The sequence below is a fragment of the Melioribacteraceae bacterium genome, from assembly GCA_035362835.1.
In the GTDB taxonomy this organism is placed as follows: domain Bacteria; phylum Bacteroidota; class Ignavibacteria; order Ignavibacteriales; family Melioribacteraceae; genus DSXH01.
Genome location: DAOSDY010000001.1, coordinates 371,794 through 386,306, shown reverse-complemented (window position 1 = coordinate 386,306; position 14,513 = coordinate 371,794). Strand labels below are relative to the sequence as shown.

The 14,513-nt window shown below is 39.9% G+C and carries 9 protein-coding genes; 5 read left to right on the top strand and 4 right to left on the bottom strand.

Features of this window, described 5'->3' with window-relative positions; all coding sequences use genetic code 11:
- Positions 1-18: 18 nt before the first annotated feature.
- From PLZ15_01805 to PLZ15_01785, 5 genes are all read left to right on the top strand, one after another.
- On the top strand, positions 19-1,557 hold the full coding sequence (locus PLZ15_01805; protein ID HOI28466.1) for a sulfatase-like hydrolase/transferase: 1,539 nt from the start codon (positions 19-21) through the stop codon (positions 1,555-1,557).
- Between the two features lie 73 nt (positions 1,558-1,630).
- Positions 1,631-3,343, top strand: a complete 1,713-nt coding sequence (locus PLZ15_01800) for a right-handed parallel beta-helix repeat-containing protein (GenBank protein HOI28465.1) — start codon at positions 1,631-1,633, stop codon at positions 3,341-3,343.
- 1 nt (position 3,344) lies between these two features.
- A complete protein-coding gene (locus PLZ15_01795) occupies positions 3,345-4,298 on the top strand; it encodes an aldolase/citrate lyase family protein (protein ID HOI28464.1) in 954 nt (317 codons plus the stop codon).
- A 175-nt stretch (positions 4,299-4,473) separates the two neighbouring features.
- Positions 4,474-5,493: a uroporphyrinogen decarboxylase family protein gene (locus PLZ15_01790; GenBank protein HOI28463.1), complete on the top strand. Its 1,020-nt coding sequence runs from the start codon at positions 4,474-4,476 to the stop codon at positions 5,491-5,493.
- Positions 5,494-5,997: 504 nt separating this feature from the next.
- Positions 5,998-8,049 carry a glycoside hydrolase family 66 protein gene (locus tag PLZ15_01785; GenBank protein ID HOI28462.1) on the top strand — a complete coding sequence of 684 codons (2,052 nt, stop codon included), beginning with the start codon at positions 5,998-6,000 and terminating at the stop codon, positions 8,047-8,049.
- A 99-nt stretch (positions 8,050-8,148) separates the two neighbouring features.
- On the opposite strand, the gene katG is transcribed toward PLZ15_01785, so the two are convergent.
- The 4 genes from katG to PLZ15_01765 form a co-directional block, all read right to left on the bottom strand.
- Positions 8,149-10,350 carry a catalase/peroxidase HPI gene (katG, locus tag PLZ15_01780; GenBank protein ID HOI28461.1) on the bottom strand — a complete coding sequence of 734 codons (2,202 nt, stop codon included), beginning with the start codon at positions 10,348-10,350 and terminating at the stop codon, positions 8,149-8,151.
- A gap of 59 nt (positions 10,351-10,409) precedes the next feature.
- Positions 10,410-10,850 carry a transcriptional repressor gene (locus tag PLZ15_01775; GenBank protein HOI28460.1) on the bottom strand — a complete coding sequence of 147 codons (441 nt, stop codon included), beginning with the start codon at positions 10,848-10,850 and terminating at the stop codon, positions 10,410-10,412.
- Between the two features lie 121 nt (positions 10,851-10,971).
- Entirely contained in the window at positions 10,972-11,880 is a 909-nt protein-coding gene (locus tag PLZ15_01770) for a glycyl-radical enzyme activating protein (protein HOI28459.1), read from the bottom strand.
- Positions 11,881-11,913: 33 nt separating this feature from the next.
- A complete protein-coding gene (locus PLZ15_01765; GenBank protein ID HOI28458.1) occupies positions 11,914-14,373 on the bottom strand; it encodes a glycyl radical protein in 2,460 nt (819 codons plus the stop codon).
- Between the last annotated feature and the right edge of the window lie 140 nt (positions 14,374-14,513).

The following is a 14,513-nucleotide window of genomic DNA, read 5'->3' as shown; positions in this document are numbered from 1 at the left end:
TGGAGAGGAGATTTCGATATGAGAAATGAATCATTTAGCAATTCGATTAACCGCAGAGACTTTATTAAGAGATCTGCTATGGCGGCAGTAGCTTTTAATATTGTCGGGTGCAGTCCTAGAAAGGAAAAACCGAACCTGTTATTCATCTGGACTGATCAGCAAAGAGCTGATACAATGGCTATATACGGAAATAAAAAAATTGAAGTCCCTAATCTTAACAAACTTGCAAGCCAGTCTATTGTTCTGCAAAATCCTTACGTCACTCAACCGGTTTGCACCCCTTCACGTTCATCTGTAATGACAGGACTTTATCCGCATAGTAACGGCTGCCTCGATAATAACGTCCCTTTACCCGGCAATATTCTTTGTACACCTGAAATAATAAATGATCCCGATTATAGAACAGCTTATTACGGCAAATGGCATCTGGGCGATGAACTGTTTGCGCAGCATGGTTTTGAAGAATGGATTAGCATCGAAGATATATATAATCAGCACTTCAGCGAAGGACGCAATAAAAGTCTTGTTAGCGACTATTCCAATTATCTCAAATCCGCTGGATATAAACCGGATGGTGATCGCGGCGAATTTACAAGGGACTATGCATCAAAACTTCCAATAGAGCATTGTAAACCGAAATTCCTGGAAATAAAAGCCTGCGACTTCTTAAAACGGAATAAGAATAATCCATTTATCCTCTATGTTAATTTTTTAGAACCTCATCCTCCTTTCAACGGTCCTCTTAATGATAAATATGATCCGGATTATATTGACCTGCCGCCCAACTTTGATGATGATCTTGAAGAAGATGAACCATTGCGATACCGTATGATTAGAGAAAAACTATTCAATGAAAAGTATAAAGGTGAACCACTTAGAACTGCACAGGACTGGCGCAAAATGAAATCCAAATATTGGGGACTGGTATCTCAAGTGGATTTAAGTATTGGGGCAATATTAAAAAACGTTGAGGATCTTGGTCTGGCAGAAAATACAATCGTCATTTTCACAAGCGATCACGGCGAAATGATGGGAGCTCATAAACTGTTAAACAAAACAGTTATGTATGAAGAGGCGGTTAAAGTTCCCTGGCTTATGAAGTTCCCTCATCTTAACAGCAAACATCAGTTTGTGAAAGGAAGATTCGGTCATATCGATCTGCTGCCTACAATTCTTGATACAATGGATTGCAGACATAAACTTCAGGGTGAAAGTTTGATGCCCGTTCTAAATGGTTCCAGTAAACCTTTGAAGGATGTTTTTATCGAGTGGAATAATAAAGACAGAGATGATGAATTAAATACTAGAATAAAAAGTGTAACTGAAAGTGAAATCCAAAATGCCAAAAATGCTTTTATCCGGACCGTCATCACTCAGGACGGATGGAAACTTTGCTGGGCAGATAAGGACAAAAGCCAGCTGTTCGACTTGAATCAAGATCCGTATGAAACAACAAATCTGTTTTATAAACCAGATTACTCTGAAAAAGTTGTTCAGTTAAAAGAAAAAATAAGAAACTGGCAGCACGAAACGAAAGATGAATTAAAAATGGTGTAAGTATTAGAAACTGAATAGACATGAATCACTTGTAAATTCAGCTGGAAGTTTAATCTATAATCATGGAGATGGTATGAAACTGAAATTGTTAATGCTGTTTATTTTTTTTAGTGAGTTCACATTTGCTCAAATTATTGGACCCAAGACTGCAGAAGTAAAATTAAATCAGTATTCAAAGGTGGTGTATGTATCGGAATCGGGTTCGGATGCTTCCGGCAGTGGAATGAAATCTAATCCATTCAAGTCAATTCAAAAAGCTTTTTCAATTCTTGGAAAGCAATCGGCTGAAAATAGATGTGCAATATTAGTCGCTTCAGGAAAATACGGCGGGGATACAATTCAATTAGAAGAGTATATAGATCTTTATGGAGGTTTTAATCAGGTAAATTGGTTAAGAGATGTTTTTGCAAACGCTTCCATCCTCTCTGCTGATAAAGGGAAGCAGCTTTTTATGGGAGCTGATAATTGCCGGGTGGACGGCTTTAATATCCGGAACAATGAATTCAGGGGAAAAGGAGCCGCAATCTATTGCAACGGCACTTCACCGACTATTACAAATAATGTTTTCTTCAGAAATAAAACTCTTATTACAGAAAACTGGAAGCCAAAGTACCGTCATCTCGTAGCTAACGACGGTGCCGGTATTTATGCTGAGAACGGTGCTTCGCCCGTTATTAAAGATAATCTGTTTTATGAAAACAGCACGGAATGCGGTAGAGGCGCCGGCATCGCTCTTCATAAAAACTGTAACGGCATTATTTCCGGAAATGTTTTTATGAATAATGTTGTTGGACTTAATGATCCAGAACGAAGCAGCGAAGGCGCTGTCTCGGTTTTTGATTGGTCAAATCCATTAATTGAAAATAACCTGTTTCTGAATAATAGCGCATTGGCTGCTAATGATGCCGGCGGTTTATTTGTGGCACTCTGGTCTGCACCTAAAATTAAAGGTAATATTTTTGTAAATAATTCTGCAACTGACGATGCCGGTGCGCTTTTTGTGGGCGGACAGGAACACCGTTATGACTCACCACTGGACCCCATTCCTCCCAAAGAAAAATTCTTTGTGGAAATTGATCGGAATTTATTTGTAGCTAATTCAAATTCAAGCCGGAATTCTGGCGCTTTCCGTGTTACTATGGAATCAAGGGGTAGCTTTACTAATAATATCTGTGCCTATAATACAGGTGCTTATTTCCAGAGAAGTGAAATGGGAATTTATAATAATACACTATTGGAAAATTTTATTCTTATTGAAACGAAAGAAGGACTTGGGAAATCTTTTGTTTCTAATAATATTATCTGGGGCGAACTTAATATTGATGCCCCGGCAGAAATTTCGAATAATAATTCCAGAAAGGAAATTACAGGTAAAGATAATATTTCCAAGGATCCGCTTTTCATTAAAGACAGTTTCAGGATTGAACCGATTTTAACGCCGTTCAATAATATTAATCAAACTACTATGCTGCTGATATCTAATTCCAATTATAAAGAGAATGAACTTGCTGGTCGTGTTGTTAAAGCCGGAAATAAATGGAGTGTAATTAAATCAAATAAAGGAAACAGCATAGAAGTCTGGGGAGATTTATCTGGAGAGCTTGAGGTTTTTGTTCTATCATCATTTCAAGTTGATAAAAATTCTCCTTGCATCGATTCCGGGAAAAATATTGAAATGGTGAAAACAGATTACATCGGGACACCCCGCCCTGTAAAAGCAAAATCCTCTCTTAAACATGATATCGGTGCATACGAATACAAACCAGTGTCGAAAGGAGTAAAGTAACATGAGAACAGGAAAATATTTTTTGCTATTTATTATAATTGTTTCAACAAGTCAATTCTTACTTGCACAGAACACGGATTACAAACCGAAACGGATTAATAAATCGATTGAACTGCTGGCAGATAACCAGCCTGTCTATTACATAAATGCTTATGGCGGATATGAAGAAGGTAAAAAGCTTGCAAAGACCTGGGCGGATTATATTACTTACAACATGGAACACTCACCTCTCGATTTCACATTGCTTAGAGAGTTTATGAAAGGACTTGTCGATGGAGGTCCGACTCCGAGCGGTCATAGAACCCCGACGGTTATTGTTGTATTGCCGGCACTGGGACTTGATGCTCAGACAATGAAAGCGAATGTCTGGATGGCGCAGCAGGCGCTTGCACAGGGAGTCCATGGCGTTCACCTCTGCCGGGCAAGGGATCCCGAAGCTGTTAGGGTCTTTGTTCAATCATTGCGGTATCCTTTCAATGAAATCGGAGAAAATAAAATCGGCGATGGCCTTAGAGGCTGGGGAAGCTTTCAATGGGCTGCGTGGGTCTGGGGAATTGATGAGCAGGCATACCTGAAGAAAGCTGATGTTTGGCCGCTTAATCCAGACGGAGAAATTATGCTCGGTGTTAAAATTGAAGACCGGGATGCATTAAAAAATGTTGCAAAAACTTTGAAAGTTCCGGGAATTGCGTTCGCAGAACATGGTCCGCGTGATATGGGATTTTCTTACAATTATCTTGAAGGACGCGCAGATCCTCCTCTTCCAAAAGAAGTTATTGCTGCCGGTGATAAGGTGTTTGCAGAATGTAAAAAGAATGGACTCTCATTCCTCGATAATGTTCTGCCCGATAATGTAATTAAGCAGATTGAAAAAGGGGTTAGAATTCTTGCCGGCGGTAAACTGGAATCGGCGGAAATTGGCAGAAAATATACGAAGAGAGTGATGCCCTGGTAGATAACAAATATAAGTTTATTTCTTTCTGCAATTGAATATTAAGTAAGTACCGGCAAAGAATTATTCAAAAATTCGTTGTAATTAATCGGGAATAATTATTTCTAAGCAGCTAAAATATTATATAGCTCTGGGGGCACCGCCGATAAGAACCCCTGCCGATGGAACTGAAACATTTATGCGTCCGGAAGTTGGATTCAATCCTTCGTGGTTTCATAAATATTGCGGAATCGATTTCTCGGAAAAGTGGCACATGGATGTTGAATTCAGGATGAAATCTCACGAGACTATGCGCAATGAAATTAAGAAGCGCTTCCCCGGTTATAACATAGGCGGCGTTTTGAATGATGAACCCTTCGATCTGCTGACAGGTATTTACGGAATCGGAATTATTGATTCTCTATTCGGAAGACGGCTTCAATATTACAACGATAAATGGCCGGTTCCTGATAATACTATTTTAACAGATGAGGAGATAATTGATCTTAAAGTACCTGATTTCACACGTAATAAATTTTTCATGAATATTATTGACCAGATTGACCGGATATACCAATTAACCGGAAGCGCCAGAGGTTTCCTAAACTGGCAGGGAAATTTAAATACTGCTTTCAGGCTGCGTGGAGAATCAATATTTCTGGACTTAATGGACAATTCCGATATTGTTAATATTCTTCTGACAGTTATTTCCGATACTTACTTGCAAGGTGTAAAACTACTTTACTCAAAACAGAAAGAGTATGATACCATTTATAACTTCGCTACAATTGCCAACTGCACCGTTAATATGATCGGTCCGGAATTATATGAAACTCACTTACTCCCTTATGATGCTAAAATTGCAAAAGAATTTCCTGTTATCGGAATTCACAATTGTGCCTGGACTGTAACTCCATATATTGATCTCTATTCCAGAATTCCAAATGTCGCTTATATTGATATGGGAATAGAATCAGACTTGAAGAAGGCAAAGGAAGTTTTTCCAAATGCTAGAAGAAATTGTCTTTATAAATCGGTTGATCTTAAGAATAAAACTAAAGAGGAAATACGAAACGATTTTGAATATATTGCTGAAAATCTCGCTCCGTGTGATGTGGGACTGCCCGATATTGAATACGATGTGCCGGATAAGATAATTATGTTTGCTATGGATCTGTGTAAAGAGTTTTCAGATAAATACTCTGAAAAGGATAAATGAAATTCTCCGATTAGTTGTGGAGGCGGAGAAAAGTATAAACAGTGTTGCGGAAAATTATGAAGATACTCAAGATTATAAGTGGTTCATTTCAAGGGCTGGCAAAATATTATAATATCTCTTTGATAAAATACAACTTCTAAAACGGACCGGTAAATTTTCCTTTATCAATTTCACCATCTTCATCTGTAACAATGACACCGGTCGTCCGGATAATCAGGTTTTGGGTTATAGAGTTAATGACCAACAATTGAAAATTAATCACTATCCTGGTAGTCAACTAGCAATGAAGTGATCCAATTTTAAAGCTTTAGAAATACCGGATCTCGGCAATTCATTATAAGTGTTAAAAGATTTATTGATGATATCTGACTATTGATAGTCTCAATATTTTGAAAAATGTACCAAATCGAATATGTTAAAATTCTAATACAAAATGTTAACTTGAACTATGAAGTATTGAAATTATTTTTTGGAGTACCTACGGGACACCTTTAGAATTATAAAATGAGAAAAAATATTTTTTTTAGTATACTAATTTTATTGACTATTCCTTCATTCACTGTCTACGGCGGAGAATGGATTAATAAGGTTGAAACTGATAAAGCGAGATATGAACCGGATTCATCGGTGTTTTTTTTACTCTCCTTAAATAAATCCATGGAGAATTTAACTTTATCCGTAAAATATTATCACTTGGATAATGTAGTTGAATCATTTGAAATAAGTGTGAACAACCTCTTAATTATTCAATGGAAATGGAATCCCCCTTCAACAGATTACAGAGGCTATCTTGTTAAATTGTCGCTGAAGCAGAAAGATTCTCTACTTGAAGAATCATCTATTGCCGTTGATGTCTCTTCCAGCTGGATCAGATTTCCGCGATACGGTTTTTTATCACATTTTGGTCAAATATCTCCCGCACAAATTGGCCAAAACATTTCAAAGTTGAACAGATATCATATTAATGGCTTGCAGTTTTACGATTGGCATTATAAACATCACAAGCCTTTAAAAGGAAACCCGACTGCTCCAGCATCTAACTGGCTGGATATCGCGAACCGTACTATCTATTCCTCAACTGTCCAACAGTACATCGATTCTGCACGTACCCGGAATATTAATTCTATGGCTTATAATTTACTATATGGCGCTTATTCCGATGCCTCACTCGATGGAGTTCCGAATGATTGGCGTATGTTTACAAATTCTGCTGCTACAAGTCCGGACTTCCATGATTTACCCTCCGATTGGGCAAGCGATATCTATCTTATGGACCCGGAAAATTCAGAATGGCAGAATTACATAATTAATGAGATGGGAAATGCAATTTCTGCATTTAAGTTTGACGGCTGGCATAGTGATCAGCTGGGAGACCGAGGTGTACGTTATAATAAATCAGGTTCTGTAATAAATGTTACCGGCGGTTTTAAATCCTTATTAACGAAAGCAAAAAATATACTTAACTGCAATATTGTAATGAATGCCGTTAATCAATATGGTCAAAGTGATATTTCACAGGCGCCTTTAAGTTTTTTGTATACAGAAGTATGGGAGCCGAATACTACGTTTGAAAAACTCGGCCAGTTGATTCTTGAAAATGATGACTATTCTTCCGGCCGGCTTAAATCAGTAATTGCAGCTTATATCCACAAAGCCGTTTCGGGATCAGCCGGTTTTTTTAATACTCCTTCTGTTCTCTATGCAAATTCAGTAATATTTGCCTTCGGCGGCGCTCACATGGAATTGGGTGAGCATATGCTGTCGAATGAGTATTTCCCCGTTAATAATCTTAGTATGACTCAAGAACTTGAAGAGAAACTAACGGTTTATTACGATTTTCTGGTTGCCTACCAGAACCTGCTTAGAGAAGGCGGTGATATTATCCCGGAACAGCTATATACTACGGAAAATAATATTAGTTTTAATCGGTGGTCCAGAAGATTTGCAGTTTGGAACCTGGTAAGAAAAATTAATAACAAATACGTCTTTCATTTGCTCAATTTCTCCGATGCAACAACTTTGGACTGGCGTGATAATAATAAGACACAGAAAGAGCCTCAGGAAAGGAGGAACATTCCTGTCTATTATAATACAGGGAAAAAAGTATTAAAAATCTGGATTGCATCGCCTGATATTAATTATGGATTACCGCAGGTTATCGATTTTACTCAATCAATTGAAAGAGTAAATTTTTCGATACCATCTTTAAAGTACTGGGATATGATTGTAATTGAATTTGATCCCGATCCATCTGATATTAATGAAAATGATAACTGTGAAATTAATCCTGAGTTCAAACTACATCAGAACTTTCCTAACCCTTTTAACCCAGGCACACAAATCAGTTATCAGGTGACTTCTTTCACTCATGTTAGTTTGAAGATTTATGATGTTTTGGGAAGGGAAGTTGCTACGCTTGTTGATGAATACAAACTGCCGGGTACTTATACATATCAATTATCAGTTACCGACTATCAGTTAACCTCCGGTGTCTATTTTTATCGGTTGAAATCCGGCGATTTTATGGAAATAAAAAAGATGATGGTTATTAAATAATCACGTCATTTATTGGATGACATATAAAAAAATCCCGATCATTGATCGGGATTTTATTCTTAACATTACCTTAAACAGATTCCGGTTACATTAAATACTTCATGCCAGATCGAACCTGTCCAGGTTCATAACCTTGTCCCAGGCAGCAACAAAGTCGCGAACGAATTTCTCTTTCGAATCGTCCTGGGCATAAACCTCAGCGAGGGCGCGAAGCTGGGAATTTGATCCGAACACCAGGTCAACTCGTGTGCCGGTCCATTTCATCTCGCCGGTTTTGCGGTCTTGTCCTTCAAAAGTATCTCCTGCGCCCGATGTTGGTTTCCAAACTATGTTCATATCGAGCAGGTTTACAAAGAAGTCGTTAGTTAATGTCTCGAATTTCTTTGTAAATACTCCGTGTTTGGATTTACCGACGTTATTGCCGAGCACTCGCAAGCCGCCTACAAGCGCCGTCATTTCCGGTGCGCTTAGTGTAAGAAGCTGTGCCTTGTCGATAAGTAATTCTTCCGATGGTATGGAGTATTTTGTTTTCTGATAATTGCGGAAACCGTCTGCAAGCGGTTCGAGTACTTCAAATGATTCCATATCTGTCATTGCCTGCGATGCGTCAGTTCTTCCAGGAGTAAAAGGGACTTCAACATTGTAACCGGCTGCTTTAGCCGCAGATTCAACGGCAGCGCATCCGCCGAGAACAATAAGATCCGCAAGAGAGACTTTTTTACCGCCCTTTTGAGAATCGTTAAAAGATTTTTGAATCCCTTCGAGTTTTATTAAAACGGAAGCCAGTTGAGCAGGTTGATTAGCTTCCCAATCTTTCTGAGGTGCTAAACGGATACGTGCGCCGTTAGCCCCGCCTCTTTTATCTGAACCACGGAATGTTGATGCCGAAGCCCACGCTGTTGAAATCAATTCGGAAATTGAAAGACCCGAGGCTAATATTTTAGTTTTTAAATCGGCAATATCTTTTAAATCAATTAATTTATGATTAACAGCTGGAACAGGATCCTGCCAGATCAAATCTTCTGCTGGTACTTCCGGACCTAGGTAGCGTGCTTTAGGTCCCATATCGCGGTGCGTAAGCTTGAACCATGCCCTTGCGAATGCGTCCGCGAAAGCTTCGGGATCTTTGTGGAATCTGCGGGAGATCGGTTCGTAAATTGGATCGAAGCGTAATGATAAGTCAGCTGTGGTCATCATCGGTCTGTGCTTTTTTGATGGATCGTGAGCGTCGGGAATCATGTGCTCTTCTTTTACATCTTTTGCAAGCCACTGCCATGCACCGGCGGGGCTTTTAACCAGTTCCCATTCATAGCCGAACAGCATATCGAAGTAACCCATATCCCATTTAGTAGGATTCGGTTTCCATGCGCCTTCAATACCGCTTGTAGTTGTATGAACTCCTTTACCGGTTCCGAATTTATTAATCCAGCCCAGTCCCTGTTCTTCAATTGGTGCAGCTTCTGGTTCGGGTCCAACAAATTTTGGATCGCCAGCACCGTGCGCTTTACCGAAAGTATGTCCGCCTGCAACAAGTGCTACAGTTTCTTCATCGTTCATAGCCATTCTTGCAAATGTTTCGCGAACATCTTTACCTGATGCAACGGGATCAGGATTTCCATCGGGTCCTTCCGGATTAACATAGATCAATCCCATTTGAACAGCGGCCAGTGGATTATCGAGTTCACGTTCACCTGAATATCGGCTGTTCGCTTTATCACTTGTAGCCAACCATTCTTTTTCCGCACCCCAATAAATGTCTTCTTCGGGCTGCCAAATATCCTCGCGTCCGCCGCCGAATCCGAATGTTTTAAAACCCATCGATTCCAATGCGCAGTTGCCTGCTAATATCAACAAATCCGCCCATGAAATTTTATTTCCGTATTTCTGTTTAATTGGCCAGAGCAGTCGGCGTGCTTTATCCAGGTTGCCATTATCAGGCCAGCTGTTAACCGGGGCAAACCTCTGATTACCGGTCCCTCCTCCTCCTCGGCCGTCGGCAGTCCGGTAAGTACCTGCACTATGCCATGACATTCGAATAAACAAACCGCCGTAGTGTCCCCAGTCAGCAGGCCACCAGTCCTGTGAATCAGTCATAAGTTTATACAAATCCCTTTTGATTGCAGCGAAGTCAAGTTTCTTAAATTCATCTGCGTATTTGAAATCTGGATCCATCGGATTTGAAGCAGGGGCATGCTGGTGAAGAATTCCAAGATTCAACTGATTTGGCCACCATTCTTTATTTGAAGTTCCTTTGCCAACCGAGGTTCTTCCAGTTACAGGACACTTGCTTTGTTCACTCATAGTAGTTCTCCTTTTGATTATAGATTAACATCTTTTTCTTATTCAATTTTGTCTCATTATTAATACTTTTTTGTGCTGCCTTTTTTATTATTAAACGAACCTATTATCTGAAGTTTGATATCCTTCACTTTGAAATTGGGTATTTTCTTCTTCATAAAAAATTTCTGCAGAATATTATTTAACTCGTCGTCAAAAAAATCTTCAATACGTTCAGACTCTTCGCAATATAAATGATGATGTGCTTCAAGTATCGGATCATATCTCATCACATCTCTCTCAGTCTTAACCTTCTTTATCAATCCTTTTTCAACAAAAGTTTCGAGAGTTTTGTAGATTGTACCAACAGCGATGTTAGGATGATTCTTAATAACATATTCTTTTATATTGTCCGCCGTGGGGTGATTTTTCAGACTGGTTAAAGCCTCGAGAACAGCCATTCTTTGAGGTGTAACCTTTAGATTGCTTGTCTTTAAATTTATTCCGTGGGTTTCTTTTTTCATGGACAATAATTATTAAATAGGAATTATTCTTAACTAGAATAAGCATTTATACATAAATTATCAAGTAGTAGCTCTCTGAGAGTCAGTTGTTGAAACGCGGACAATATAATTGTGCTAAGTTCTACCCTCCGACAGCGGCTTCGAGTCCGTATGACCCGAAAATGGAGATAAATTCTAGTAATAATTCCTTTGCAGGCTCCTCAAGATCAGACTGATTGAAATCAAGATCAAGCTTTTTGTATTTCTGCTGTGCGATATTGTGATAGGGGAGTAGGTTTACTTTCTTTTTGGGACCGGATAATGATTTAATTAATTGTGCACTCTCTTCAATGTTTTTATAACTATCATTAATCCCTGAAACCAGTGGAATCCTTATGTTAATCTCAGCACCTGTTTCAGAAAGCTTTTTCAGATTGTAAAGGATCAATTCGTTTGGAACACCGGTCCACTTTCTGTGTTCTTCCGTATCGATCATTTTAAGATCGTACAGAAACAGATCAGTCTTTTGCGCCGCCTTAAGGATTAATTCCGTCTTTATTAATCCTGCGGTATCAACAGCGCGGTGAATCTCTTTTTTGCCGCACTTGTCTAGAAGCTCAAATAAAAATCGGTGCTGAAGCAGCGGCTCTCCGCCGGAAAAAGTGACGCCTCCTTCCGATGAGTCCATAAATACTGTTTCTTTTAATATTGCCTTAAGAATTGATTCACTGGTTTCCCATCGGCCTGAGATTTCGGTTGCAGTAGTTGGACAAACTTCGGCGCACCGTCCGCATACCACACATTTGTCCCGGTCTGTCGCAATACCATTCTGAGTAAGATAGCAGGCATCATGCTCACAAATCTCAACGCATGTAGAACATCCAATGCACCTGTTAACCGAATAGAGCTTCTGAATCTTATGCGAAATGCTTTCGGGATTATGGCACCAGGCACAGTTAAGATTGCATCCTTTAAAAAAGACTGTTACACGGATGCCGGGACCGTCATTAATCGAGTATCTTTTTATGTCGAATATTAAACCTGATTCCATAATATTTTATGCTATTTGGAGCGGAAAGCAAAATTAGAAAGATTCATTCTCAGTCCGCTCAATAATCTCCTGTTGAAGGTCGGCGTTCATATCGTTGAAATAGTCGCTGTATCCGGCCATTCGCACGAGCAGATCTTTATAATCTTCCGGCGTCTCCTGGGCTGCGAGCAATGTTGCGGTATCGACAATATTAAATTGTACGTGATGGCCTCCGAGAGCAAAATAACTTCTTATCAGTTTTCCCAGTTTCTTAATGTCGTCTTCTTTCTTTAGCAGACTCGGCAGGAATCGGAGATTTAGAAGTGTTCCGCCGGATTTGGTCTGGTCAATTTTAGAAAGGGATTTTATTACAGCCGAAGGACCGTGAGTGTCTGCACCGTGTGAGGGTGAAGTTCCGTCCGAGATCGACTTGCCCGCGAGCCGCCCGTTAGGTGTTGCCCCTAATACCTTTCCGAAATAAATATGGCAGGTCGTCGAAAGCATATTTAAATGAAATGTTTCTCCTTTAGTATTCGGTTTCCCGTCTATCGCTTTCAATAAATCATTATATACTCTGACAGCGATATCATCGGCATACGGATCATCGTTTCCAAAGAACGGAGTCTTGTTTATTATAGTCTGACGCAGGAATTCCTCTCCTTCAAAATTTCTGGCAACTGAAGTAAGTAAGCGGTCAATCGAAAAGTTCTTTTCTTCGAAGACATGTTTCCTTATCGCTGATAAACTGTCGGTTGCGGTTGCAAGACCTGTGCATTGAATATAATTTGTATTGTAACGGGGACCTCCGTCGTAATAATCTTTTCCTTTCTTAATGCAATCTTCAATTACAACCGAGAGGAATGGAGCAGGGGCATATTTGGCAAACATCCTGTCAATATAATTGCTCACAGAAATTTTAAGATTTACTATATACTCAAGCTGTTTTATAAAAGCATTGTAAAGTGTTTCATAATTGATAAATGTTCTAGGGTCTCCGGTTTCTATTCCAACCTTCTTACCTGTAAGAGGATCAATTCCGTTGTTAAGCGTGACTTCCAGAATTTTTGGAACGTTCAGGTAACCGGTTAAAATATACGCTTCTTTTCCGAAGGCGCCGACTTCAATACATCCGCTGCATCCTCCCTCGCGCGCATCCTGGAGAGATTTACCCTGAACAAGAAGTTCCTGAATGTATGTGTCGGGATTGAATACGGAAGGATATCCATGACCCTGTCTTATTACCTTTGCTGCGGCGTGAAGAAAACTATCCGGTGTTTTGGAGCTTATATGAACCGAATTACCCGGCTGAAGTATGTGAAGCTCTTCTATCACTTCAAGCAGGAGGTACGAAACTTCGCTTACTCCGTCTGTCCCGTCGGGTTTTAGTCCGCCTATATTAATATTTGTGAAATCGTTGTAAGTGCCGCTCTCTTTTGCGGTAACTCCTACTTTCGGAGGGGCAGGATGGTTGTTCACTTTTATCCAGAAGCAGGAGAGGAGTTCCTTCGCTTCATCTCTGGTAAGCGAACCTTCGGAGATTTCCCTTTCGTAAAACGGTGCAAGATGCTGATCGAAATGTCCGGGATTCATTGCGTCCCATCCGTTCAGTTCTGTAATTGTACCCAGGTGAACAAACCAGTACATCTGAATTGCTTCATGGAAATTCCTCGGTGCGTTTTCCGGAACCCAACGGCAGACATCTGCTATTTTCAACAGCTCCGCTTTGCGTTTCTGATCTTCGGTTTTACCGGCAAGTTCCTCGGCGTAATCTGCATGCCTTCTTGCGAATACAATGGCGGCGTCGCAGGCAATATCCATTGCCTTCAATTCATCGGCTTTATCGGTCGCTTCGGGATCGTTAACATAATCAAGGCGTGAAAGATGGTCTGCAATTTCTTTCTTAAAATCTTTCATCCCTTTTCTATAGATTTTACCGTCGAGAGCCGTATGACCTGGGGCGCGCTGTTCCATGAACTCTGTAAATAGTCCGGCTTCATAAGCCATTCTCCACTCATCTGGTACATGGTTGAATATTCGTTCACGTTGAGTCTTTCCATTCCAGAAAGGAATGATCTCCCTTTCATAAATTCTGATATCATTTTCTTCTACTTTGTAACGCTGCATCTCTCTGCTGTTAAGAATTTCCAGATCTTCAACGCTGTGACATGTCAGCTCGGGGAAGGTGGGTACTGCTTTCGGACGGGGACCTCTTTCTCCGACTATCAGTTCGTCATCGCCGATATAAATTGTTTTTCTCTTACAATGATCCAGAAATTGTAAAGCCCGCAGAACCGGTACAGGGAATTTCCCGTAATTCTCATTGTAAAATTCGGTCTGATGAATTGCCCTCTCGATTGATATCGATGGCTCGGTTTCATAGCTAAGTTTTCTGAGTTTTTGAATCCTCTCATTCATTCCCGGTCCGATCTTTTTTTCTACCGGGTTATAGAAGTTGCCTTCAGCAGATGCGCACCGCTCCGGTGACTCTGTGTGCTTTTTTATTTTTTCAAACATTTTAAAAATCCATTTGTTATTAATATCACTTATAAAAAAAAATAAATTCGGTTCACGGATGAACCTTGGATCTGAAATAGGAAATGGATTTTAATTATAGAAGATCAGACAGTTGTAAAGCCGCCTGTAATTTTTGAGGA

Excerpts from the sequence above, each read along its gene's own strand:
- PLZ15_01805 (HOI28466.1), top strand. The coding sequence starts at position 19 with ATGAGAAATGAATCATTTAGCAATTCGATTAACCGCAGAGACTTTATT.
- PLZ15_01800 (HOI28465.1), top strand. The coding sequence starts at position 1,631 with ATGAAACTGAAATTGTTAATGCTGTTTATTTTTTTTAGTGAGTTCACA.
- PLZ15_01795 (HOI28464.1), top strand. The coding sequence starts at position 3,345 with ATGAGAACAGGAAAATATTTTTTGCTATTTATTATAATTGTTTCAACA.
- PLZ15_01790 (HOI28463.1), top strand. The coding sequence starts at position 4,474 with ATGCGTCCGGAAGTTGGATTCAATCCTTCGTGGTTTCATAAATATTGC.
- PLZ15_01785 (HOI28462.1), top strand. The coding sequence starts at position 5,998 with ATGAGAAAAAATATTTTTTTTAGTATACTAATTTTATTGACTATTCCT.
- katG (HOI28461.1), bottom strand. The coding sequence starts at position 10,350 with ATGAGTGAACAAAGCAAGTGTCCTGTAACTGGAAGAACCTCGGTTGGC.
- PLZ15_01775 (HOI28460.1), bottom strand. The coding sequence starts at position 10,850 with ATGAAAAAAGAAACCCACGGAATAAATTTAAAGACAAGCAATCTAAAG.
- PLZ15_01770 (HOI28459.1), bottom strand. The coding sequence starts at position 11,880 with ATGGAATCAGGTTTAATATTCGACATAAAAAGATACTCGATTAATGAC.
- PLZ15_01765 (HOI28458.1), bottom strand. The coding sequence starts at position 14,373 with ATGTTTGAAAAAATAAAAAAGCACACAGAGTCACCGGAGCGGTGCGCA.